The organism is Streptococcus sp. HMSC056C01, assembly GCF_001811305.1.
GTDB lineage: Bacteria > Bacillota > Bacilli > Lactobacillales > Streptococcaceae > Streptococcus.
Map to the genome: position 1 here is coordinate 50,659 of NZ_KV804214.1, position 22,661 is coordinate 73,319.

Genomic DNA, 22,661 nt, shown 5'->3' on the forward strand with positions numbered 1-22,661 from the left:
TAAGGAAAAACCGAAATGAAATTAAATAAATACATTGATCATACGCTTTTAAAGCAAGATGCTACCGAACAGCAAATCGATCGTTTGCTATCTGAAGCAAGAGAGTACGATTTTGCCAGTGTTTGTGTCAATCCTTGCTGGGTTTCGCATGCAAAAACTGCACTCGTAGATACTGATGTCAAGGTTTGTACAGTAGTAGGATTCCCTCTTGGAGCTACAACTTCAGCTGTCAAAGCTTATGAAACCAAAGAAGCTATCCAAAATGGTGCTGACGAAATTGATATGGTCATCAATGTTGGAGCGCTTAAGTCTGGGAATGCTGACTTGGTCGAATCAGATATTCGAGCAGTTGTTGAAGCAAGCGGTGACAAACTCGTTAAGGTTATCATCGAAGCTTGCTTACTTACGAATGATGAAAAAGTTTTGGCTTGCCAACTCGCTCAAAAGGCAGGGGCAGACTTTGTCAAGACGTCAACAGGCTTCTCAACAGGTGGTGCAACTCTACCGGATGTTCAATTAATGCGCCTGACAGTTGGACCTGATATGGGGGTTAAGGCTGCTGGTGGAGCTCGTTCTTATGCAGATGCAGTAGCCTTTGTTGAAGCTGGAGCTACTCGTATCGGAACATCTTCTGGTGTAGCAATCTTAAAAGGAGAGTTAGCAGATGGCGACTACTGAGTTGATTGACTTAGCGATTGAGACTAGTAAAAATGCCTATGTTCCTTATTCACATTTTCCGATTGGTGCTGTTTTGGTTGCCAAGGACGGCAGTGTTTATACAGGATGCAATATTGAAAATGCTAGCTACCCCTTGACCAACTGTGGTGAGAGAACAGCTATTTTTAAAGCTATCTCCGAAGGACAACGTGAGTTTTCAGAGTTGATTGTTTACGGTCAAACTGAGAAACCTATTTCTCCTTGTGGAGCTTGTCGCCAAGTTATGGTCGAATTTTTTGAACAAGATCTAAAGGTGACTCTAGTTGCCAAAGATAAATCGACGGTCGAGATGACGGTCGGGGAATTACTTCCATACTCATTTACAGACTTGCATTAGTCTGCGTCACTCTTTGAGTGACAAGGGTCCTTGTGGCCAATCAATCCATACTTGCAACTTCGTTGCGCATCTTATTTAGGAGGTTCAGTAATGAACAAGAAACAATGGCTAGGCCTTGGTCTAGTTGCAGTAGCAGCATTTGGACTTGCTGCATGTGGTAATCGCTCTTCTCGTAACGCAGCTTCTTCATCTTCTGATGTGAAGACTAAAGCAGCTATCGTTACAGATACTGGTGGTGTTGACGACAAATCATTCAACCAATCAGCTTGGGAAGGTCTTCAAGCTTGGGGTAAAGAGCACAATCTTGCAAAAGATAAAGGATACACATACTTCCAATCAACAAGTGAAGCTGACTACGCTAACAACTTGAACCAAGCAGCAGGAAGCTACAACTTGATCTTCGGTGTTGGTTTTGCCCTTCACAATGCAGTTGAAGAAGCAGCGAAAGAACATGCAGATTTGAACTATGTTTTGATCGACGATGTGATTAAAGATCAAAAGAACGTAGCAAGCGTAACATTTGCTGATAACGAAGCAGCTTACCTTGCAGGTGTAGCAGCAGCTAAAACTACTAAAACAAAACAAGTTGGTTTTGTAGGTGGTATGGAATCTGAAGTTATTTCTCGTTTCGCAGCTGGTTTCAAAGCTGGTGTTGAGTCAGTTGACCCATCTATCAAAGTACAAGTAGACTACGCTGGTTCATTTGGTGATGCCGCTAAAGGTAAAACAATCGCTGCAGCTCAATACGCTGCAGGTGCAGACGTAATCTACCAAGCAGCTGGTGGTACTGGTGCAGGTGTCTTCTCAGAAGCTAAATCTTTGAATGAAAGCAAAAACGAAGGCGAAAAAGTTTGGGTTATCGGTGTAGACCGTGACCAAGTTGACGAAGGTAAATATACTTCTAAAGACGGTAAAGAAGCTAACTTCGTACTTGCTTCTACTTTGAAACAAGTCGGAACAACAGTTCAAGATATCGCAAACAAAGCTGAAAAAGGTGAATTCCCTGGCGGTCAAGTGATCGTTTACTCATTGAAGGATAAAGGGGTTGATCTAGTAACAACTAACCTTTCTGAAGAAGGTAAAAAAGCTGTTGAAGATGCAAAAGCTAAAATCCTAGATGGCAGCATCAAAGTTCCTGAAAAATAATAGATAAAAGTCATTTCTTAGGGAAGCGGCCTGTGGCCGCTTCTTTAAGAATTGAGACAAATTGTTTTGTCTCAATAGAGCTTGCTAAATCTCTTTAGCAGGTTTTATTGAAATAAAATAAAACTCTGAAAGGAAGAGCACATGGCACACGAAAATGTCATTGAGATGCGTGAAATTACCAAAGTTTTCGGTGAATTTGTCGCTAACGACAAGATTAACCTTGAACTTCGTAAAGGTGAAATTCATGCACTTTTAGGAGAAAATGGAGCTGGGAAGTCCACTCTTATGAACATGCTAGCAGGGCTTCTAGAACCAACTAGTGGTGAAATTGTGGTCAACGGTCAAGTTGTAAAATTAGACTCGCCATCAAAAGCAGCTAGCTTAGGAATTGGGATGGTTCACCAGCACTTTATGTTGGTTGAAGCTTTCACAGTTGCTGAAAATATCATTTTGGGAAGTGAATTAACCAAAAATGGTGTCCTAGATATTGCTCGAGCAACTCGAGAAATTAACGAACTATCGGAGCGTTATGGTCTTGCTGTGGATCCTTCAGCCAAAGTAGCAGATATCTCTGTTGGTGCTCAACAACGTGTTGAAATCCTAAAGACACTTTATCGTGGTGCCGATATTCTTATCTTTGACGAACCAACTGCCGTTTTGACGCCATCAGAAATCGATGAGTTGATGGCCATCATGAAGAACCTGGTCAAAGAAGGCAAATCAATCATCCTCATTACTCACAAGTTGGATGAAATTCGTGCTGTGTCTGACCGTGTTACAGTTATCCGTCGTGGTAAATCTATCGAGACTGTTGAGATTGTTGGTGCAACCAATGCTGACCTGGCAGAAATGATGGTCGGGCGTTCGGTTTCCTTCAAAACTGAGAAACAACCAGCTCAACCAAAAGAAGTTGTACTATCTATCAAAGATTTAGTAGTCAATGAAAACCGTGGGGTTCCAGCAGTTAAAAATCTTTCTCTCGATGTTCGAGCTGGTGAGATTGTTGGGATTGCCGGGATTGATGGAAATGGTCAGTCTGAATTGATCCAAGCTATTACAGGACTTCGTAAGATTGAATCTGGTAGCGTAGAATTGAAAGGCCAATCTATCGTAGGTTTGCATCCTCGCCAAATCACTGAACTAAGCGTAGGTCACGTTCCTGAAGACCGTCACCGTGATGGTCTGGTTTTGGAAATGATGATTTCTGAAAATATCGCTCTTCAAACCTACTATAAGGAACCTCTTAGCAAAAAGGGAATTTTAAATTATACGAATATCATTGACTATGCAAAAAAATTGATGCAAGAATTTGATGTTCGCGCTGCTAGCGAGATTGTTTCAGCTTCAGCCCTTTCTGGAGGAAATCAACAAAAAGCAATTATCGCTCGTGAGATTGATCGAAATCCGGATCTCCTCATCGTCAGCCAACCAACTCGTGGTTTGGACGTCGGTGCCATTGAGTACATTCACAAACGCTTGATTCAAGAACGTGATAATGGAAAAGCTGTCCTTGTAGTCAGCTTTGAACTAGACGAGATTCTAAATGTCTCAGATAGAATCGCTGTTATTCATGATGGTAAGATTCAAGGGATCGTAACACCAGAAACAACCAACAAGCAAGAACTTGGTGTCTTGATGGCTGGTGGTGAATTGGAAAAAGGAGAAGAGTGATGTCTAAAAAATTACAACAAATTTCGGTTCCCTTGATTTCTGTTATCCTTGGAATCTTGCTTGGAGCCATCGTCATGTGGATTTTTGGCTACGATGCTATTTGGGGTTATGAAGAGTTGTTCTACACAGCCTTCGGTAGTGTGCGTGGAATCGGTGAAATTTTCCGTGCCATGGGGCCATTAGTCTTGATTGCTCTTGGATTTGCAGTTGCGAGTCGTGCAGGCTTCTTTAACGTTGGTCTTCCAGGACAAGCACTCGCTGGTTGGGTTATGAGTGGCTGGTTCGCTCTTTCAAATCCAGATTTACCACGTCCATTGTTGATTCTTGCGACAGTTGTCATTGCGCTGGTTGCTGGAGGAATTGTTGGCGCCATTCCTGGTATTTTAAGAGCCTATCTTGGAACATCTGAAGTTATCGTAACCATCATGATGAACTACATTGTTCTCTATACAAGTAATGCCTTTATCCACTCTTTCCCTAAAGATATCATGCAAAGTACAGACTCATCAATCCGAGTAAGTGCAAACGCAACTTATCAAACACCTTGGCTTGCTGAGTTAACAGGAAACTCTCGTATGAATATTGGGATTTTCTTTGCCATCATTGCAGTTGCAGTTATTTGGTTCTTGCTTAAGAAGACAACTCTCGGTTTTGAAATCCGTGCAGTTGGTCTCAATCCAAATGCTTCTGAATACGCAGGGATTTCAGCGAAACGTACCATTATTCTATCAATGATTATCTCGGGTGCTCTTGCAGGTCTAGGTGGAGCTGTAGAAGGACTCGGTACCTTCCAAAACGTCTATGTTCAAGGTTCATCATTGGCAATCGGATTTAATGGCATGGCGGTAAGTCTACTTGCGGCAAACTCACCGATTGGAATTCTCTTTGCAGCCTTCTTGTTCGGAGTGCTTCAAGTTGGAGCTCCAGGTATGAATGCTGCACAAGTGCCATCTGAGCTTGTAAGTATCGTTACAGCCTCAATTATCTTCTTTGTCAGCGTTCACTACATCATCGAACGCTTTGTCAAACCAAGAAAACAACTTAAAGGAGGTAAATAAGGATGTCGATTACAACAATGTTAACCCTTATGGTTTCTTCGATGTTGATTTATGCAGCACCACTTATTTTCACAAGTATCGGAGGAGTTTTCTCAGAACGTGGTGGAGTTGTTAACGTTGGTCTTGAAGGAATCATGGTCATGGGTGCCTTTTCTGGAGTTGTTTTTAACCTTGAATTTGCTCAAGATTTGGGAGCATTAACTCCTTGGTTAGCTCTTCTAGTTGGTGGATTAGTCGGAGCTATCTTCTCGCTCATTCACGCAGTGGCTACAATTCATTTCCGTGCAGACCATGTCGTCAGTGGTACTGTGCTGAACTTGATGGCGCCAGCCTTGGCAGTTTTCTTGGTGAAGGTGCTTTATAATAAGGGACAAACGGATAATTTAACACAAACTTTTGGTCGTTTTGACTTTCCAGTATTAGCTAATATCCCTGTTATCGGAGATATCTTCTTCAAGTCAACTAGTCTACTAGGTTACCTTGCGATTGCTTTCTCATTCCTAGCTTGGTTTATCCTCTTTAAGACTCGCTTTGGACTTCGCCTTCGTTCAGTTGGTGAACACCCACAAGCAGCAGATACTTTGGGTATCAATGTCTACAAGATGAGATATCTTGGAGTTGTGATTTCAGGCTTCCTTGGAGGAATCGGAGGAGCTATTTACGCTCAGTCAATCTCCGTCAACTTCTCAGTTACAACTATCGTAGGACCTGGCTTTATCGCTCTTGCAGCCATGATCTTTGGTAAATGGAATCCTGTTGGTGCTATGCTTTCAAGTCTTTTCTTTGGGCTATCACAAAGTTTGGCAGTTATCGGTTCTCAGCTTCCTTTCTTGCAAGGAGTACCAGCCGTTTACTTGCAAATCGCACCATATCTATTGACCATTGTCGTCCTAGCAGCCTTCTTTGGTAAAGCTGTTGCGCCGAAGGCAGATGGTATCAACTATATCAAGTCTAAATAACATAAAAAAACGTCAGTTGAAACTGACGTTTTATTTTTTTGGTTCTTGGTGCGTTAGGTTAAGTCCCCAAGGAATGAGATTTTCTGTTTTATTACGAATACGATTGATGTTATCCTTATGGCGAATGATAATTAAGCTTGCGAGGGCTAGGATAATCACTACAAATAATAAATCGTAACTTGGCAGTAGGAAACCGATAAGTGGAAAGAGGATCACCCCAAGTACAGCAGCAAGGGCAGCAGTAACACTAGAGAGAGAAATCATACTTCCTAGATAAAGAGTTCCGAAGAAAACAACTGCTAGATAGAGGCAAAATAGAGGAGCAAATCCGAAAATGACTCCAGCACTAGTTGCGACAGCCTTTCCTCCTTTAAAGCTTGCAAATACTGGGAAGGTATGCCCAATCACAGCTAAAAGGCCAAAGACTAGAGGTGAAACACCTTGAACATGAAAGATAAGTGGGAGTAAGGTTGCGATGGTTCCTTTGAAAAAGTCAATCACGAAGGTTGCCATACCCGCTTTCTTACCTAAGATTCGAAAGGTATTGGTCGTTCCAGTATTACCAGATCCATGTTCTCTTAGATTGATGTTAAAGAATATTTGTCCAATCCACAAGCCTGAAGGAATTGAACCCAATAAATAAGCTAAAATTAATAATACTATTGTCATCATGTTTCTATTATACCATGAAATAGGAGAGAAACGGAACTGAATCTGTTTACTAGCTGTGACATCTGATACTTTATCAAAGTTGATAAGTTTATCATTAGTACCATTTTTATTCAAAAATAAAGGCTAAAGTTTTAAAATTTCATGAAAATTTCTGAAAAACTTGATTTGGTGTTTATTTATGCTATAATAGGAACAATTAATTTTGGGAGGTGGAATATGTCTTACTTATTTGAGATATTACCTAGTTTATTGAGTGGTGCGACAATGACTTTACAAGTATTTGCACTGGTCTTACTCTTTTCAATTCCTTTAGGTATTTTGCTTGCCTTTAGCTTACAGGTCCATTGGAAACCCCTCCATTACGTGATTGATGTTTATATCTGGGTGATGCGTGGGACACCCTTGCTCTTGCAGTTAATCTTTATCTATTATGTTTTGCCAAGTATCGGGATTCGACTTGATCGGGTACCAGCAGCGATTATTGCCTTTACGTTTAATTATGCAGCCTACTTTGCAGAAATATTCCGTGGAGGGATTGCAACGATTCCTCAAGGACAATATGAAGCAGCTAAGGTCTTGAAATTTAAACCTTTTGATACCGTCCGCTATATTATCTTGCCACAAGTAACCAAGATTGCTTTACCAAGTGTATTTAACGAGGTTATGAGTTTGGTTAAAGATACTTCTTTGGTCTATGCACTCGGTATTTCAGATTTAATCCTAGCTAGTCGTACTGCAGCCAATCGTGATGCGAGCTTGATTCCAATGTTTCTAGCAGGAGCTATCTATCTGCTTATGATTGGTATTGTTACGATTATAGCTAAGAAACTTGAGAAAAAGTTTAGCTACTATAGATAGGAGGTTATCCATGTTAGAGTTAAAAAATATCAGCAAAAAATTTGGAAAAAAAGAAATTTTATCCAATTTCAATTTAACAATTCCTGAAAAGCAGATTTTGGCTATTGTTGGATCTTCTGGTGGTGGGAAGACAACCTTACTTAGAATGTTAGCTGGACTTGAAACCATTGATTCAGGTGAGATTTTTTATAATGGAGAATCCCTACCTTTGGATGAACTTGAAAAGCGTCACTTATTAGGTTTTGTGTTTCAAGATTTTCAGCTTTTTCCTCACTTATCCGTTATGGAGAACTTGATTTTGTCACCCATCAAAACTATGGGAATGTCTGAAGCAGATGCCAAGAAGAAGGCAACCGACTTACTCGCTCGTCTGGGTCTCGAAGCTCATGCGGATGCTTATCCATACTCATTATCTGGTGGTCAAAAGCAACGAGTTGCATTAGCACGCGCTATGATGATAGATCCTGAAGTGATTGGGTATGACGAACCAACTTCAGCCCTTGACCCTGAGTTGCGTCTCGAGGTTGAAAAACTGATTCTACAAAATCGAGAATTAGGCATGACTCAAATTGTCGTGACTCACGATCTCCAGTTTGCAGAGAATATTGCTGACCAGATTCTTAAAGTAGAGCCTAAGTAGGAGGTATCTATGAATCGAAAGAAAATCAGCCTTGTTTTGGTATTCTTTCTTGCTTTTTTCCTGGTAGGATGCACACAAAAAGCTAGTGATCCCAAAGTCGATAATTGGGACAAATACCAAGAACAGGGAACCATTACCATCGGGTTTGACAATACCTTTGTTCCCATGGGCTTTGAAGAAAAGAATGGGCAATATGCTGGATTTGATATTGATTTAGCACAGGCTGTTTCTGAGAAACTTGGTTTCAAGGTACAGTTTCAACCCATTGATTGGGACATGAAGGAAACCGAACTTCAAAACGGCACCATTGATGCTATCTGGAATGGATATTCAGCGACTGATGAACGCCGTGAGAAGGTTGCTTTTACCATTCCTTACATGGAAAATCAGCAGGTTCTTGTCTCTAAGAAATCACAAAATATCCAAACAGTGTCTGATATGACAGGTAAGATTTTGGGTGCTCAGGCAGGTTCTTCTGGCTATCTAGACTTTGAAGCTCAGCCTGAACTCTTGAAAAATATCGTAAAAGATCAAAAGGCTAACCAGTATCAAAGTTTTAATGAAGCCTTGATTGACCTGCAAAATGATCGGATTGATGCCCTTTTAATTGACCGTGTGTATGCCAACTATTATCTTAAAACTGAAGGGATATTAGACCAGTATGAGATTTTCCCAGCTGGTTTTGAGAGTGAATCCTTTGCAGTTGGAGTGAGACCGGCTGATAAGACCTTGCTAGAAAATTTAAATAAAGCTTTTGTGGAGCTCTATCAAGAAGGAAAATTCCAAGAAATCAGCCAAAAATGGTTTGGTGAAGATATTGCAACAAGTCAAGTTAAAGGAAAAGAAAACTGAGACTCTCGTCTTGGTTTCTTTTTTTAGGGCGGGAATGAGTGATTTTTTTACTAAATAGGACTTGTGAATAGGCTTTTAACTTGAAAATTTTGCAAAATCCTTAGAAAACCTGTAAAATAGAAAAGATGAACAAATAGGAGGTTCCTTGTGTCAAAAAAGGAAATCAATATTAACAATTATAATGATGACGCCATTCAGGTGCTAGAAGGGTTGGATGCAGTCCGTAAACGTCCAGGGATGTATATCGGATCGACTGACGGTGCTGGGCTACATCACCTTGTTTGGGAAATTGTCGATAATGCAGTCGATGAAGCCTTATCTGGATTTGGTGATCGCATTGATGTAACGATTAATAAAGATGGAAGTTTAACGGTTCAAGACCACGGACGTGGGATGCCGACTGGGATGCACGCTATGGGAATTCCAACGGTTGAGGTTATTTTTACCATTCTCCACGCTGGAGGAAAATTCGGTCAAGGTGGCTACAAGACTTCTGGTGGTCTTCACGGAGTTGGTTCTTCTGTCGTCAATGCCCTCTCTAGTTGGCTTGAGGTAGAAATCACCCGTGATGGAACAGTTTATAGACAGCGTTTTGAAAATGGTGGAAAGCCAGTAACCACTCTTGAAAAGGTTGGAACGGCACCAAAATCTAAGACAGGTACAAAAGTGACCTTCATGCCTGATGCTAGTATCTTTTCTACGACAGACTTCAAGTACAATACCATTTCAGAGCGTCTCAATGAGTCAGCCTTTCTCTTGAAGAATGTTACCTTGTCATTAAAGGACAAACGAACAGATGAAGCCATTGAATTCCATTATGAGAATGGGGTGCAGGACTTTGTTTCCTACCTCAACGAAGATAAGGAAACCTTGACGCCAGTTCTCTACTTTGAAGGGGAAGACAATGGTTTCCAAGTAGAAGTAGCCCTCCAGTATAACGATGGATTTTCAGATAACATCCTGTCCTTTGTCAATAATGTTCGTACCAAAGATGGTGGAACGCATGAGACAGGGCTTAAGTCTGCCATTACCAAAGTCATGAACGACTATGCGCGAAAAACTGGCCTTCTCAAAGAAAAAGATAAAAATCTTGAAGGGTCTGATTACCGTGAAGGATTAGCGGCCGTTCTTTCTATTCTAGTCCCTGAAGAACACTTGCAGTTTGAGGGACAGACTAAGGATAAATTAGGAAGTCCCCTTGCTCGTCCAGTTGTAGATGGGATTGTGGCTGATAAGTTAACTTTCTTCCTCATGGAAAATGGAGAACTAGCTTCTAATCTGATTCGTAAGGCTATCAAGGCGCGTGATGCTCGTGAAGCAGCACGTAAGGCGCGTGACGAGAGTCGTAATGGTAAGAAAAATAAGAAAGACAAGGGCTTGCTTTCTGGGAAATTAACCCCAGCCCAGTCTAAAAATCCAGCTAAGAACGAACTCTACCTAGTCGAGGGAGACTCTGCCGGTGGTTCTGCTAAGCAAGGTCGTGACCGAAAGTTCCAAGCTATCTTGCCTCTTCGTGGTAAGGTTATCAATACAGCCAAGGCCAAGATGGCGGATATCCTCAAAAATGAAGAAATCAATACCATGATTTATACTATTGGTGCTGGTGTAGGGGCAGACTTCTCGCTTGAAGATGCCAACTATGACAAGATTATTATCATGACCGATGCGGATACTGACGGTGCCCACATCCAAACACTTCTCTTAACCTTCTTTTATCGTTATATGCGTCCGCTAGTCGAAGCTGGACATGTCTATATCGCCCTTCCTCCACTTTACAAGATGTCTAAAGGCAAAGGCAAGAAAGAAGAAGTGGCCTACGCTTGGACGGATGGCGAGCTAGAAGAACTTCGCAAGCAGTTCGGCAAAGGCGCTACCCTCCAACGCTACAAAGGTCTTGGTGAGATGAATGCGGACCAACTCTGGGAAACAACCATGAATCCAGAAACCCGCACTCTCATCCGTGTGACGATTGAAGACCTAGCACGCGCAGAACGTCGCGTCAATGTCCTCATGGGTGACAAGGTTGAACCACGCCGTAAGTGGATTGAAGATAATGTCAAGTTTACTCTTGAGGAGAGTGGGGAGATGGTGTTTTGAACATAATAGGAAATAAAAAATTGGTGCTAGGAATTGTTGTTTTTTTAACTGTAGTATCAATTTGTTTAGCATTTATCTCTGATAATGGGATGGTGTTTGATGTTGAAAGAACCATATCGTTTATTGGAATCTTATCTGGATTATTTGGTATATTTTCTATCTTTATTAATTTTCAAGTACTAACTGAAGTAAAAAATATTGAAGAACAAAGATCAAAAACAATATCTAAGATAAAAGAGGAGATATTCTTTAGAGATGAAATTGTGAGAGCTAAAGAAGCTATTAATAAATTATCAACAAAGACAACAAAACAGGATTTTTTACAAGATACAACAACAATCGAACTAGCTGTAGTTAGAAGTATATGTGAAAATCCATTGATAAAAGATAAGACGCAAACTAGGCCAGAATCTAAATCTATATTTTCAAGAGTACAAAATATGGATGAGGAAATTACAAAGTATAGAAATAATATTACTAATACTGAACAAGATTGTTGGAATATTTCTCCAAGTTTGATTACAAATTTTAGAAAAGCTTTGGATGAATTGAAACATATTCTTGATGAAAATGTTGCAATTACTGCAAGTTATTCTATGATTCCAGATAAAAGATAAGTGAATTCTAATGATAAGGTTAATACAGACTAGACATAGTGGTTTAAAAAATCAAAAACTAGTTTTAAAATTACATTTGAAGAAGCGACAGTGTTTTAAAGTTTGATATAAATACAAATGGAGGACAAGTTATGTCTGAAAATCTAAGTGAAGAGCAAGTAAAAGAAGCTCTTGAAAGTGGTTATGCACAATCTGAAGCATTATTAAATGATAAAGATGAATTAGATGACTTTTTGTACCGTTTGGAGAAAAAAATTAACAATATGCCATTTGTTGGAAAGAAATTTTCGATGATCCCAGTCATGATTTCTTTGGTGAAAAATTATGTTCAAGGAAAATATACCACGGTTCCTTATGGGACTATTTTAGCTGTTTTAAGCGCACTTATTTATTTCCTTGCTCCTATTGATATTGTTCCTGATTTCATTCCGCTAGCAGGTTACTTGGACGATATGGCGGTTCTAGGACTTTGTATGAATATGGTCAAAACAGACATTGAAACCTATGATAGATGGCGTCAGTCTCAAGGATTGATCTGAAAAATCGTCTATATTTCTTAATTTTAGCTCTCTAAAAGAGGTATAAATCATGATAAGTTTATTGTTTGATAGTTCATTTCTTTTCATAGTCTTAGCTTTAGGTGCAATTATGTATATAATTGCCAAACAAGGTAAACCTGAGCAAAGTCGCTATCTTGAATTTTTACTATTAACCATAGTAACTACCTGTGTCTTTTTATTTGATAATCCTTTAAGATCCAATCCTTATGCAGGTTTGCTCTTTTATGTTTTTGACTTTTATATTTTCACATCAGCTAGCTTAGCATTCAGTTTTACAGCTATTTATAAAAGTACCAAACATCTCAGATATTATCCTAGTAGTTACTCAAAACTTCTTAAGATAAATGCCTGGTTTTTAGCAATCTTATCAGGTATGAACCTACTATTTATAATGTTGGCGCAAGAAATGGGAATTATTTTGCTATTACCAATTTTTGGTATTAGTTTTATCATTCAATTCTTGGTCGGAGAGCTTGAAAGAAAAAGAGTTCAGAAACTTCTTAAGCAAAGAAATGAAGATGTTGTTATTCAGAACCCAGAGGCAACTGATGGTGATCTACATGAGAACTGACCAGGAAATGCTTGACCTGATTATACAAATAGCTAAAAAGATACAGGTTGATACTGTGGCTCTATCTGGTTCGCGTACAAATCAAAAGATTCAAACAGATGAATTTCAAGACTATGATGTTGTCTATATTGTGGATGACTTGGATTATCTGACGAGTGACCTTTCTTGGCTGGACCAGTTTGGCAAACGTATCGTAGAGCAAAATGTGACTCTTGGACATCGCCGTTTATTTCTCATGCTTTTTGAAGATGGGAATCGCATTGATTTAACCCTCTGTCCTAAAGAAGATATCAACGAGTGGGTGGATAGTGAGGCTGGCTTCACAGTTTTAGTAGATGATAAGGGCTTGTTTGCGCCATATTCTCCAAATCCTCAGCGTTACTGGACAAGTCCAGCTAGTGAGATTGATTTTGAAAAAGCCTGCAATGAATTTTGGTGGGTATCAGCCTATGTGGTTAAGGGGATTCATCGCAAGCAACTCATTTATGCGACTGATCATCTCTATGGCATTTGTCACCAAGAACTCTTGAAGGTATTGGCTTGGAAGGTAGCAAGTGATAAAGGAACAGTCGACATCGGTAAAAATTACAAGTATCTCTATAACTACTTGCCTGCTGAGAAGGAGAAGGAATTCTTGAATCTGCTTGATTTCTCAAGTTTAGAGAAAATCACTCAGACTTTATTTGCTACGATGCAACTTTTCCATCAAGAAGCTCAAAAACTTGCTCAAAAGATGGAGTTTGATTATGATAATGAAATGGCTGAGAAGATGATTGAGTACGCGGAGGAAAGATTAAACTAGTATGTTAAATTTTATATTTACAATATTTTTTATGGGATTTCCAGGAATCCAAATTCTGGTAATAGTGTTTTCTATTCTTCTAGCTCTTAAAAGAAATAAGTTAAATAAAAGAGTGTATGGATTATTTTTCCCGATTGTTATAACCTTGTGTAATATTTGGCTTATTTCAATAGATCGCACAGAGCTTTTTGATGACGTTTTAAGATTCCAATTCTTTTTAATCTCTTTTTGTTTTCCAATGCTCATTACAGCAGTAATTTACCATGCTCTTCGATTATCTTCTATCTATTCTCTATTAAGGTGGAAGATGATAGTTATTAGCTTTTGCTACTTAATTGGTTTAGTCTTCCATCTTGTTAATACTATGTATTGGAATGAAATTTTTCAAGGGCATCAAACTGTATTTAATGCATTGCTTATTGGGACCTCTGTTATTTCATTTCTTCCTTCCATCTATTTATTTTTTGTTCAAAGAAAAGTTGAACAAGTACCTACTAGCTAAATTTAAGTAAACTAAAGTGTTTTAACCTGATATAAAAATTTTAAACTACAGAAGGATAGTTTGGTTATTTATAGTAACTGAACACCCTATCTATAAAATCTACTCTACATTTTTTGAAAGGAGTTGAACACGCCCTAAATGCTGTGTGAAAAAGATAAATTTTCTTGTGAGCATCGCTCACTGCGAGAATTTCCTATTTTCACTTTGCATTTTACGGGCTTTGTATCCTATATGAGTAATATCCAAAATATGTCCTTAGAGGACATCATGGGAGAGCGCTTTGGTCGCTACTCCAAATACATTATTCAAGATCGTGCTTTGCCAGATATTCGTGATGGCTTGAAGCCGGTTCAACGTCGTATTCTTTATTCGATGAATAAAGATGGTAATACCTTTGACAAGAGCTACCGTAAGTCGGCTAAGTCTGTCGGGAACATCATGGGGAATTTTCACCCACACGGGGATTCTTCTATCTATGATGCCATGGTCCGTATGTCTCAGGACTGGAAAAACCGTGAGATTCTAGTTGAAATGCACGGTAATAATGGTTCAATGGATGGAGATCCGCCTGCGGCTATGCGTTATACTGAGGCTCGTTTGTCTGAGATTGCAGGCTACCTCCTTCAGGATATCGATAAAAAGACAGTTCCTTTTGCTTGGAACTTCGACGATACCGAGAAAGAACCAACTGTCTTGCCAGCAGCCTTTCCAAACCTTTTAGTTAATGGTTCAACTGGGATTTCAGCTGGTTATGCCACAGATATTCCACCACATAATTTGGCTGAAGTTATTGAAGCTACAGTCTACATGATTGATCACCCAACTGCTAAGGTTGAAAAGCTGATGGAATTCTTGCCTGGGCCAGATTTCCCTACAGGTGCCATTATCCAAGGCCGTGACGAAATCAAAAAGGCCTATGAAACTGGTAAAGGGCGCGTGGTTGTTCGTTCTAAGACGGAAATTGAGAAGCTTAAAGGTGGTAAGGAACAAATCGTTATCACTGAGATTCCTTATGAAATCAACAAGGCTAACTTGGTCAAGAAAATTGATGAAATCCGTGTCAATAACAAGGTGGCAGGTATCGCTGAAGTTCGTGATGAGTCTGACCGTGATGGTCTTCGCATCGCTATAGAACTCAAAAAAGATGCGAACACGGAACTTGTTCTCAACTATCTTTTCAAGTACACTGACTTGCAAATCAATTACAACTTCAACATGGTGGCGATTGACAATTTTACGCCTCGCCAGGTTGGAATTGTACCGATTTTGTCTAGCTATATCGCCCACCGTCGTGAAGTCATCTTGGCGCGTTCTCGCTTTGACAAGGAAAAGGCTGAAAAACGTCTCCATATCGTGGAAGGTTTGATTCGCGTTATCTCGATTTTGGATGAAGTCATTGCCCTTATCCGTGCTTCTGAAAATAAGGCTGATGCCAAGGAAAACCTCAAGGTCAGCTATGAATTTACGGAAGAACAGGCTGAGGCCATTGTTACCTTGCAACTGTACCGTTTGACCAATACAGACGTGGTTGTCTTGCAAGAAGAAGAAGCTGAACTACGTGAAAAGATTGCTATGCTTGCAGCTATCATCGGTGACGAACGAACCATGTACAATCTCATGAAGAAAGAGCTCCGTGAAGTCAAGAAGAAATTTGCGACTCCACGTTTGAGTACTTTAGAAGATACAGCAAAAGTCATTGAGATTGATACAGCTAGTCTTATCGCTGAAGAAGATACTTACGTCAGCGTGACTAAGGCGGGCTATATCAAACGTACTAGCCCTCGTTCCTTTGCAGCTTCAACACTTGAAGAAATTGGTAAACGGGATGACGACCGATTGCTATTTGTTCAATCTGTCAAAACTACTCAGCACCTCTTAATCTTTACAACGCTTGGAAATGTCATTTACCGACCAGTCCATGAGTTAGCAGATATTCGTTGGAAGGATATCGGAGAGCATTTGAGCCAGTCTATTACAAACTTTGAAACCAATGAAGAAGTGATCTATGTAGAAGTTGTGGATCAGTTTGATGATGCGACAACTTACTTTGCAGCGACTCGCCTTGGTCAAATCAAACGTGTCGAACGCAAAGAATTTTCTCCATGGAGAACCTATCGTTCTAAGTCTGTCAAATATGCTAAGTTGAAAGATGATACGGACCAGATTGTAGCAGTAGCTCCGATTAAATTGGATGATGTTCTGTTGATCAGTCGAAACGGTTATGCCCTCCGCTTTAACATCGAAGAAGTGCCAGTTATCGGTGCCAAAGCTGCAGGGGTGAAAGCCATGAATCTCAAAGCAGATGATGTGATACAAGCAGCCTTTATCTGCAACACTTCATCTTTCTATCTTTTGACGCATCGTGGAAGTCTTAAGCGCGTTTCGATTGAGGAAATTCCAGCAACCAGTCGTGCTAATCGTGGTCTTCAAGTCCTTAGAGAATTAAAGAGCAAACCACATCGTGTCTTCCTTGCTGGTGCAGTTTCTGAACAAGGATTTGTCGGAGATCTCTTTAGTACAGAAGTAGAAGATGGAGAGCAAACGCTTGTCATCCAATCAAATAATGGAACGACTTACGAAGCAATCCTACAAGATTTGAATCTATCGGAACGCACAAGCAATGGAAGCTTCATTTCAGATAGCATTTCTGATGAAGAAGTTTTTGATGCTTATCTCAAAGAAATCTTTAAAGAAATCAAAGAAAATTAAAAATCAGTCCTAGTGACTGATTTTTTATAAGTAAAATTTTCAGAAAATTACAAATAATACTTGAATTTTTAGGAGAATAGTGTAGAATAGAACACAGAGCTTGATTAGAATAAAGGAGATTGTCATGACAGTTACGATTGATTGGGAAAATCTCGGTTTTTCCTATATGAAACTACCTTATCGTTATATCGCTAATTTTAAAAATGGACAATGGTCTCAAGGAGAATTAACAGAAGATGCAACCTTGCATATTTCAGAATCATCTCCAAGCCTTCACTATGGACAGCAAGCATTTGAAGGATTGAAAGCCTATCGTACAAAGGATGGCAGTATTCAACTCTTCCGTCCAGATGAAAATGCTAAACGTCTGCAACGTACCTGTGATCGTCTCTTGATGCCACAAGTTCCAACAGAAATGTTTGTAGATGCTTGTAAAGCCGTTGTTCGTGCAAATGAAGAATACGTGCCCCCTTATGGAACTGGTGGAACCCTTTACCTTCGTCCGCTCTTGATTGGTGTTGGAGATATCATTGGGGTAAAACCAGCTGAGGAGTATATTTTTACCATCTTTGCTATGCCAGTTGGAAATTATTTTAAAGGTGGATTGGTTCCAACAAACTTCTTGATTCAAGACGAGTATGACCGTGCTGCACCAAATGGAACAGGGGCTGCCAAGGTCGGTGGTAACTATGCAGCTAGTCTTTTGCCAGGGAAAATGGCTAAATCCCGTCATTTCTCAGATGTTATTTATCTAGACCCATCAACCCACACCAAGATTGAAGAAGTTGGTTCAGCAAACTTCTTTGGAATTACAGCTGATAATGAGTTTGTAACCCCATTGAGTCCATCAATCTTGCCATCGATTACCAAGTACTCATTACTTTATTTGGCAGAGCATCGTTTGGGCTTGAAGTCTGTTGAGGGAGATGTACCAATTGATAGTCTGGATCGATTTGTAGAAGCAGGTGCCTGCGGTACTGCGGCAGTTATCTCACCAATTGGAGGAATCCAACATGGTGATGACTTCCACGTTTTCTACAGTGAGACAGAGGTTGGTCCAGTGACTCGTAAACTATACGATGAATTAACAGGTATTCAATTTGGTGATATTGAAGCACCAGAAGGTTGGATTGTAAAAGTAGATTAAAAATTATTAAAGGAGATCTTTATGAAAACGAAAAAGTGGATGTTAACAGCAGGAGTGGTCCTGAGTACAGCAGTTCTTCTTGTAGCTTGTGGGAAAGCCGACAAGGAAGCAGATGCGCCTACAACTTTCTCTTATGTCTATGGAGTAGACCCATCATCTTTGGACTACAGTATCGCAACTCGTACTTCAACAACGGATATCATCGGTAACGTCGTTGATGGTTTGTTGGAAAACGATGAGTATGGGAATTTGATTCCTTCCCTCGCTGAGGATTGGAGTGTCTCACAAGACGGTTTGACTTATACTTATAAACTTCGTAAAGGGGTTAAATGGTATACGTCAGAAGGTGAAGAATACGCTGAAGTAACTGCGCATGACTTTGTTACTGGGTTGAAACACGTAGCTGATGGCAAATCAGACGGTGTCACTCTTATTCAAAACTCAATCAAGGGCTTGAATGAGTATATGACTGGTGAGACTAACGACTTCTCAACAGTTGGAGTTAAGGCAGTGGATGATTATACTGTTGAGTACACTCTAAACGCACCTGAAACTTTCTGGAATTCCAAAGTAACTTCAGCAACTATGTTGCCAGTAAATGAAGAATTCCTCAAAGCTTCTGGTAAAAATTATGGAACGGTCAGTCCAGCTGGTATTCTTTATAACGGTCCGTATATTTTGAAGACCTTGACTTCAAAATCTTTAATCGAATATGAAAAGAACCCAAATTATTGGGATAAAGAGAAGGTTAAAATCGAGAAAGTTAAATTAACTTACTATGATGGATCAGACCAAGAATCCTTGATCCGTAGCTTCTCTTCAGGTGTCTACACAACAGCTCGCCTCTTCCCAAGTAGCTCAAACTTTGCTTCTACTTTGGAACAATACGGGGATAAAATTACATATAGTCCACAGGATTCAACTAGTTACTACTTTACCTTTAACGTAAACCGTCAATCTTTCAATAAGACAGCGAAAACAAGTGAAGAACAGAAAACTTCTACAAAAGAAGCAATGTTGAACAAGGACTTCCGTCAAGCAATCAACTTTGCCTTCAACCGTCATTCTTATGCTGCCCAGCTCAATGGTGAAGATGGTGCGGACAAGATTATTCGTAATAGCTTAGTACCAGACAATTTCGTTCAATCTGGTGGTAAAAACTTTGGTGATATCGCTCAAAAAGAATTGGTCAACTATGGAGACCAATGGAAAGGTGTTGAGCTCGTTGACGGAAAAGATACCATCTACAATCCTGACAAAGCCAAAGCTTCATTTGAAAAAGCTAAGAAAGAATTGGAAACAAAAGGTGTAACCTTCCCAATTCACTTGGATGTTCCAGTTGAACAGACAGATACCATTGCCGTTCAACAAAGCAATTCCTTTAAACAATCAATCGAGTCAACTCTTGGTTCTGAAAATGTCGTGATCGATGTCCTTCAGATGACTGATAACGAGAAGGAAAGCATTACATCTCAAGCGCGTGTTCCTGCTCAAAAAGACTATGACTTGAACAGTACTGGATGGGCTCCAAGCTACCAAGATCCAGCAAGTTATCTCAATATCATGGATCCTAAGACTGGTTCCGCTATGAAACACCTTGGTATTACTAAAGGAAAAGACAAAGAAGTAGTAGCTCAACTAGGTTTGGACGAATATAAGAAACTCTTGGATGATGCAGTTTCTGAGAAAAATGACTTGGATAAGAGATATGAAAAATATGCTAAAGCTCAAGCTTGGCTTACTGATAGTTCTCTCTTGATGCCAACAGCTTCATCAGGTGGTTCACCAGTTGTCAGCAATGTCGTTCCATTCTCTAAACCATACTCACAAGTAGGTATTAAGGGTGATCCATACATCTTCAAAGGAATGAAATTGCAAAAAGAGATTGTAACTGCTAAAGAATATCAAGCAGCTCTTGAAAAATGGCAAAAAGAAAAATTGGAATCAAACAATAAATACCAAAAAGAATTAGAAAGTCATGTCAAATAAAACAGACTAGTACTTTTGGAATGAAGGGGCCTATATGGAATGGATTAAACTAATAGGGATACTTATCATTGTGGTTGGTTTTATCTATAAGTTAGATACAATCGCAACGGTAGTCTTAGCTAGTTTAGTTACAGCTCTAGTTTCTGGAGTTTCTCTTGTTGAATTCTTGGAAATTTTGGGAAAAGAATTTAGTAATCAACGAGTTCTTACGATTTTTATGGTAACCTTGCCACTGGTAGGTTTATCTGAAACTTTTGGCCTCAAGCAACGTTCGATTGACTTGATTCAAAAGATTAAAGGTCTGACCGTAGGAAGTTTTTATACAGTGTATTTCTTTTTTCGGGAACTCGATAGCTTCTTTGCCATCCGTCTAGGAGGACATCCGCAGTTTGTAAGGCCTTTGGTTCAACCCATGGGACAAGCAGCAGCAGAGTCTCAATTAGGTAGACAATTAACGGAGCAGGAGAGCGAAGCGCTAAAAGCGCGTGCAGCAGCAAATGATAATTTTGCAAATTTCTTTGCTCAGAACACTTTCGTTGGTGCAGGTGGTGTCCTCTTGGTGGGGGGCACTCTGGACCAATTAGGTTACGAAAGTAATTATGCAGGCATCGCTTCGGCTTCGCTTATTGTTGCAGGAGTGGCCCTACTTGTGGTAGGAATTTACAATTACCTGTTTGATAGAAAACTGCTAGTGAAAAAGCTTAGTAAAGGAAAAGAAGAATGAGCAATCTAGCAAGTCAGTTATTAGAGTTGACCTATATTGTGATTGGTTGTCAATTCCTTCATACGGCTTATTGTAGCTATAAAGATAAAACAAACCCAGTTCGCTTTGGAACAGCTGGGTTTTGGGCTTTATTGGGCATCAGTTTTATCGGTGGCTCTTATCTACCTTCTATCTGTATTGGAGTTATCGTAGTGCTATTAGCACTACTAACTCTCTTTAAACAGGTTCGTATCGGAACCTTACCGTTTCTGGATGAAGTCAAGGCAAACATTGAAGCTAAACGACTAAAGAATAAAATTTTTATTCCGGTCATGTTAATGGCTTTGATTGCTTTGGTATTAGCAAAAATGATTCCTGACTTTAGTAAGATTGCTATCAGCCTTGCAGCATTTTTTGCAACCATCTCTCTTTTATTGATTACTAAGAGTTCTCCTAAAAGCTTGTTAGCAGAAAATAATCGCATGGTTCAGCAAGTGTCAACTAGTGGGATTGTGCCTCAACTTTTAGGGGCTTTGGGAGCAATTTTTACCGTTGCAGGCGTTGGAGACTTGATTTCGCATTTAATCAGCGGTCTAGTTCCTTCGGGGAGTCGGTTGATGGGTGTAGTGGCTTATGTCCTTGGGATGGTTCTATTCTCTATGATAATGGGGAATGCATTTGCTGCCTTCACGGTTATTACTGCTGGAATTGGTGTTCCCTTTGTATTTACCTTGGGAGCTGATCCAATCGTTGCTGCAGCTCTAGCAATGACGGCAGGTTGCTGTGGAACCTTATTGACTCCAATGGCGGCTAACTTTAATGCTTTACCGGCAGCTCTCCTGGATATGAAAGATCCAAATGGGGTTATTAAAGCGCAGGTAGGAGTAGCTATTGTCATGATTATCATCCATGTATTTTTGATGTATTTTTTGGCATTTTAGCAAAGGAAATAAAATGAAAATATTAGTAACAGGTTTTGATCCTTTCGGTGGTGAAACGGTCAATCCAGCCTTGGAAGCTGTTAAATCATTACCGTCAGAGATTCATGGCGCAGAGGTTCATTGGGTAGCAATCCCAACGGTATTTTATAAAGCAGCAGAGGTATTAGAAACAGCAATCGTCCGCTATCAGCCAGATGCGGTGCTTTGCATCGGCCAAGCAGGAGGAAGAGCTAGTCTAACTCCTGAGCGAGTTGCCATCAACCAAGATGATGCTAGAATTCCTGATAACCAAGGGAATCAGCCGATTGACACTCCTATACGCCAGGATGGTCAAGCAGCCTATTTTAGCACACTACCGATCAAAGCAATGGTACAAGCCATAAAAGAGGAAGGGCTACCAGCTACAGTTTCCAATACAGCAGGAACCTTTGTTTGCAATCATTTGATGTATCAGGCTCTCTATTTAGCGGATAAAAAATTTCCACATATGAAATCAGGCTTTATGCATATTCCTTATATGACAGAACAAGTGGTAAATAAGCCTAATACAGCATCTATGAATTTAACTGATATCGTCAGAGGTATCGAAGCTGCGATTGGTGCTATCGTAGATTATAAAGATAAGGACATAAAATTAGTGGGTGGGACAACCCACTAACAATGAGTCTTCCCTAGATTAAAAAATTAGATTCTCTCACAAAAACTCTTTATCAAGGCTGCCCTTATAAAGAGTTTTTTCTTGCCAGTTTTTTAAATTTCTTGTACAATAGGAAGAGTGAAAAGAGGTATGATATGAGTAAAAAAGATAAAAAAATTGAAATTCAATTAACAGACGCAACTGTTTTAGTTGGTCAGGAAAAATTTGAAGGCTACACATTAACCATTGGGAAAAAGATTATCGGTGAAATTGCTGAACTAGATAATCAATTCGCAATCATAAAGAATGGAAATGTCGATAGTTTTTATAAAAAACTTGAAAAAGCTGTGGAAATTTTGATTGAAAACTATAATTTAGCAAAATAAAGCTTGTTTTTTGTAAATTTTCATGATATAATAGTTTTTGTTGAACATTGGAGAGATAGCGAAGAGGCTAAACGCGGCGGACTGTAAATC

General features: G+C 39.7%; 23 protein-coding genes. 22 read left to right on the forward strand and 1 reads right to left on the reverse strand.

Annotation, left to right across the window (positions count from 1 at the left end; translation table 11 throughout):
• The first annotated feature begins 15 nt into the window (after positions 1 to 15).
• The 6 genes from deoC (at position 16) to HMPREF2795_RS08825 (ending at position 5,888) form a co-directional block, all read left to right on the forward strand.
• The gene (deoC, locus tag HMPREF2795_RS08800) at positions 16 to 678 is read left to right on the forward strand and encodes a deoxyribose-phosphate aldolase (RefSeq protein WP_075228672.1); all 663 of its coding nucleotides are present in this window, start codon (positions 16 to 18) and stop codon (positions 676 to 678) included.
• On the forward strand, positions 665 to 1,054 hold the full coding sequence (locus HMPREF2795_RS08805) for a cytidine deaminase (RefSeq protein ID WP_000246080.1): 390 nt from the start codon (positions 665 to 667) through the stop codon (positions 1,052 to 1,054). The genes deoC and HMPREF2795_RS08805 overlap by 14 nt, the downstream gene beginning before the upstream one ends.
• 90 nt (positions 1,055 to 1,144) lie before the next feature.
• Positions 1,145 to 2,200 (forward strand): BMP family lipoprotein, encoded by a 1,056-nt coding sequence (locus HMPREF2795_RS08810; RefSeq protein ID WP_070460962.1) that lies wholly within the window; start codon positions 1,145 to 1,147, stop codon positions 2,198 to 2,200.
• Positions 2,201 to 2,341: 141 nt separating this feature from the next.
• Positions 2,342 to 3,871, forward strand: a complete 1,530-nt coding sequence (locus HMPREF2795_RS08815; RefSeq protein ID WP_075228673.1) for an ABC transporter ATP-binding protein — start codon at positions 2,342 to 2,344, stop codon at positions 3,869 to 3,871.
• On the forward strand, positions 3,871 to 4,929 hold the full coding sequence (locus tag HMPREF2795_RS08820; RefSeq protein ID WP_000038693.1) for an ABC transporter permease: 1,059 nt from the start codon (positions 3,871 to 3,873) through the stop codon (positions 4,927 to 4,929). The genes HMPREF2795_RS08815 and HMPREF2795_RS08820 overlap by 1 nt, the downstream gene beginning before the upstream one ends.
• A 2-nt stretch (positions 4,930 to 4,931) precedes the next feature.
• Positions 4,932 to 5,888, forward strand: a complete 957-nt coding sequence (locus HMPREF2795_RS08825) for an ABC transporter permease (RefSeq protein WP_075228674.1) — start codon at positions 4,932 to 4,934, stop codon at positions 5,886 to 5,888.
• Between the two features lie 30 nt (positions 5,889 to 5,918).
• Here the strand turns inward: HMPREF2795_RS08825 and plsY are convergent, their stop codons facing one another.
• Positions 5,919 to 6,560 (reverse strand): glycerol-3-phosphate 1-O-acyltransferase PlsY, encoded by a 642-nt coding sequence (gene plsY / locus HMPREF2795_RS08830; RefSeq protein WP_075228712.1) that lies wholly within the window; start codon positions 6,558 to 6,560, stop codon positions 5,919 to 5,921.
• 216 nt (positions 6,561 to 6,776) lie between these two features.
• Here plsY and HMPREF2795_RS08835 point away from each other — a divergent pair, with 216 nt between their 5' ends.
• The 16 genes from HMPREF2795_RS08835 (at position 6,777) to HMPREF2795_RS08910 (ending at position 22,571) form a co-directional block, all read left to right on the forward strand.
• Positions 6,777 to 7,418 carry an amino acid ABC transporter permease gene (locus HMPREF2795_RS08835; RefSeq protein WP_075228675.1) on the forward strand — a complete coding sequence of 214 codons (642 nt, stop codon included), beginning with the start codon at positions 6,777 to 6,779 and terminating at the stop codon, positions 7,416 to 7,418.
• A 10-nt stretch (positions 7,419 to 7,428) separates the two neighbouring features.
• The gene (locus tag HMPREF2795_RS08840) at positions 7,429 to 8,058 is read left to right on the forward strand and encodes an amino acid ABC transporter ATP-binding protein (RefSeq protein ID WP_075228676.1); all 630 of its coding nucleotides are present in this window, start codon (positions 7,429 to 7,431) and stop codon (positions 8,056 to 8,058) included.
• Between the two features lie 9 nt (positions 8,059 to 8,067).
• Positions 8,068 to 8,910 carry an amino acid ABC transporter substrate-binding protein gene (locus HMPREF2795_RS08845; protein ID WP_075228677.1) on the forward strand — a complete coding sequence of 281 codons (843 nt, stop codon included), beginning with the start codon at positions 8,068 to 8,070 and terminating at the stop codon, positions 8,908 to 8,910.
• Between the two features lie 147 nt (positions 8,911 to 9,057).
• Entirely contained in the window at positions 9,058 to 11,007 is a 1,950-nt protein-coding gene (gene parE, locus HMPREF2795_RS08850; protein ID WP_075228678.1) for a DNA topoisomerase IV subunit B, read from the forward strand.
• The gene (locus HMPREF2795_RS08855) at positions 11,004 to 11,624 is read left to right on the forward strand and encodes a hypothetical protein (protein ID WP_001021287.1); all 621 of its coding nucleotides are present in this window, start codon (positions 11,004 to 11,006) and stop codon (positions 11,622 to 11,624) included. Before parE ends, HMPREF2795_RS08855 begins: the two co-directional genes overlap by 4 nt.
• 131 nt (positions 11,625 to 11,755) lie before the next feature.
• Positions 11,756 to 12,163 carry a YkvA family protein gene (locus HMPREF2795_RS08860; RefSeq protein WP_001293716.1) on the forward strand — a complete coding sequence of 136 codons (408 nt, stop codon included), beginning with the start codon at positions 11,756 to 11,758 and terminating at the stop codon, positions 12,161 to 12,163.
• Between the two features lie 49 nt (positions 12,164 to 12,212).
• Positions 12,213 to 12,755 carry a hypothetical protein gene (locus HMPREF2795_RS08865; RefSeq protein WP_000624502.1) on the forward strand — a complete coding sequence of 181 codons (543 nt, stop codon included), beginning with the start codon at positions 12,213 to 12,215 and terminating at the stop codon, positions 12,753 to 12,755.
• Positions 12,745 to 13,557 carry an aminoglycoside 6-adenylyltransferase gene (locus HMPREF2795_RS08870; protein WP_007555702.1) on the forward strand — a complete coding sequence of 271 codons (813 nt, stop codon included), beginning with the start codon at positions 12,745 to 12,747 and terminating at the stop codon, positions 13,555 to 13,557. The genes HMPREF2795_RS08865 and HMPREF2795_RS08870 overlap by 11 nt, the downstream gene beginning before the upstream one ends.
• A gap of 1 nt (position 13,558) precedes the next feature.
• Positions 13,559 to 14,059 (forward strand): hypothetical protein, encoded by a 501-nt coding sequence (locus HMPREF2795_RS08875; RefSeq protein ID WP_000931495.1) that lies wholly within the window; start codon positions 13,559 to 13,561, stop codon positions 14,057 to 14,059.
• 231 nt (positions 14,060 to 14,290) lie between these two features.
• A complete protein-coding gene (gene parC / locus HMPREF2795_RS08880; RefSeq protein ID WP_075228713.1) occupies positions 14,291 to 16,768 on the forward strand; it encodes a DNA topoisomerase IV subunit A in 2,478 nt (825 codons plus the stop codon).
• A gap of 124 nt (positions 16,769 to 16,892) precedes the next feature.
• On the forward strand, positions 16,893 to 17,915 hold the full coding sequence (locus HMPREF2795_RS08885) for a branched-chain amino acid aminotransferase (protein ID WP_061863377.1): 1,023 nt from the start codon (positions 16,893 to 16,895) through the stop codon (positions 17,913 to 17,915).
• A 21-nt stretch (positions 17,916 to 17,936) separates the two neighbouring features.
• Positions 17,937 to 19,904 (forward strand): peptide ABC transporter substrate-binding protein, encoded by a 1,968-nt coding sequence (locus HMPREF2795_RS08890; protein WP_061863378.1) that lies wholly within the window; start codon positions 17,937 to 17,939, stop codon positions 19,902 to 19,904.
• 34 nt (positions 19,905 to 19,938) lie between these two features.
• Positions 19,939 to 20,628: a DUF969 domain-containing protein gene (locus tag HMPREF2795_RS08895; protein ID WP_061863379.1), complete on the forward strand. Its 690-nt coding sequence runs from the start codon at positions 19,939 to 19,941 to the stop codon at positions 20,626 to 20,628.
• The gene (locus tag HMPREF2795_RS08900) at positions 20,625 to 21,548 is read left to right on the forward strand and encodes a DUF979 domain-containing protein (protein WP_061863380.1); all 924 of its coding nucleotides are present in this window, start codon (positions 20,625 to 20,627) and stop codon (positions 21,546 to 21,548) included. Before HMPREF2795_RS08895 ends, HMPREF2795_RS08900 begins: the two co-directional genes overlap by 4 nt.
• 13 nt (positions 21,549 to 21,561) lie before the next feature.
• Positions 21,562 to 22,206 carry a pyroglutamyl-peptidase I gene (gene pcp / locus HMPREF2795_RS08905; RefSeq protein ID WP_049527945.1) on the forward strand — a complete coding sequence of 215 codons (645 nt, stop codon included), beginning with the start codon at positions 21,562 to 21,564 and terminating at the stop codon, positions 22,204 to 22,206.
• A 134-nt stretch (positions 22,207 to 22,340) separates the two neighbouring features.
• Entirely contained in the window at positions 22,341 to 22,571 is a 231-nt protein-coding gene (locus HMPREF2795_RS08910; protein ID WP_000037109.1) for a DUF2969 domain-containing protein, read from the forward strand.
• Positions 22,572 to 22,661 lie beyond the last annotated feature (90 nt).

What these genes read in the sequence shown, in the direction of transcription:
- deoC (WP_075228672.1), top strand. Translation starts at nt 16, where the DNA reads ATGAAATTAAATAAATACATTGATCATACGCTTTTAAAGCAAGATGCT.
- HMPREF2795_RS08805 (WP_000246080.1), top strand. Translation starts at nt 665, where the DNA reads ATGGCGACTACTGAGTTGATTGACTTAGCGATTGAGACTAGTAAAAAT.
- HMPREF2795_RS08810 (WP_070460962.1), top strand. Translation starts at nt 1,145, where the DNA reads ATGAACAAGAAACAATGGCTAGGCCTTGGTCTAGTTGCAGTAGCAGCA.
- HMPREF2795_RS08815 (WP_075228673.1), top strand. Translation starts at nt 2,342, where the DNA reads ATGGCACACGAAAATGTCATTGAGATGCGTGAAATTACCAAAGTTTTC.
- HMPREF2795_RS08820 (WP_000038693.1), top strand. Translation starts at nt 3,871, where the DNA reads ATGTCTAAAAAATTACAACAAATTTCGGTTCCCTTGATTTCTGTTATC.
- HMPREF2795_RS08825 (WP_075228674.1), top strand. Translation starts at nt 4,932, where the DNA reads ATGTCGATTACAACAATGTTAACCCTTATGGTTTCTTCGATGTTGATT.
- plsY (WP_075228712.1), bottom strand. Translation starts at nt 6,560, where the DNA reads ATGATGACAATAGTATTATTAATTTTAGCTTATTTATTGGGTTCAATT.
- HMPREF2795_RS08835 (WP_075228675.1), top strand. Translation starts at nt 6,777, where the DNA reads ATGTCTTACTTATTTGAGATATTACCTAGTTTATTGAGTGGTGCGACA.
- HMPREF2795_RS08840 (WP_075228676.1), top strand. Translation starts at nt 7,429, where the DNA reads ATGTTAGAGTTAAAAAATATCAGCAAAAAATTTGGAAAAAAAGAAATT.
- HMPREF2795_RS08845 (WP_075228677.1), top strand. Translation starts at nt 8,068, where the DNA reads ATGAATCGAAAGAAAATCAGCCTTGTTTTGGTATTCTTTCTTGCTTTT.
- HMPREF2795_RS08860 (WP_001293716.1), top strand. Translation starts at nt 11,756, where the DNA reads ATGTCTGAAAATCTAAGTGAAGAGCAAGTAAAAGAAGCTCTTGAAAGT.
- HMPREF2795_RS08865 (WP_000624502.1), top strand. Translation starts at nt 12,213, where the DNA reads ATGATAAGTTTATTGTTTGATAGTTCATTTCTTTTCATAGTCTTAGCT.
- HMPREF2795_RS08870 (WP_007555702.1), top strand. Translation starts at nt 12,745, where the DNA reads ATGAGAACTGACCAGGAAATGCTTGACCTGATTATACAAATAGCTAAA.
- HMPREF2795_RS08875 (WP_000931495.1), top strand. Translation starts at nt 13,559, where the DNA reads ATGTTAAATTTTATATTTACAATATTTTTTATGGGATTTCCAGGAATC.
- parC (WP_075228713.1), top strand. Translation starts at nt 14,291, where the DNA reads ATGAGTAATATCCAAAATATGTCCTTAGAGGACATCATGGGAGAGCGC.
- HMPREF2795_RS08885 (WP_061863377.1), top strand. Translation starts at nt 16,893, where the DNA reads ATGACAGTTACGATTGATTGGGAAAATCTCGGTTTTTCCTATATGAAA.
- HMPREF2795_RS08890 (WP_061863378.1), top strand. Translation starts at nt 17,937, where the DNA reads ATGAAAACGAAAAAGTGGATGTTAACAGCAGGAGTGGTCCTGAGTACA.
- HMPREF2795_RS08895 (WP_061863379.1), top strand. Translation starts at nt 19,939, where the DNA reads ATGGAATGGATTAAACTAATAGGGATACTTATCATTGTGGTTGGTTTT.
- HMPREF2795_RS08900 (WP_061863380.1), top strand. Translation starts at nt 20,625, where the DNA reads ATGAGCAATCTAGCAAGTCAGTTATTAGAGTTGACCTATATTGTGATT.
- pcp (WP_049527945.1), top strand. Translation starts at nt 21,562, where the DNA reads ATGAAAATATTAGTAACAGGTTTTGATCCTTTCGGTGGTGAAACGGTC.
- HMPREF2795_RS08910 (WP_000037109.1), top strand. Translation starts at nt 22,341, where the DNA reads ATGAGTAAAAAAGATAAAAAAATTGAAATTCAATTAACAGACGCAACT.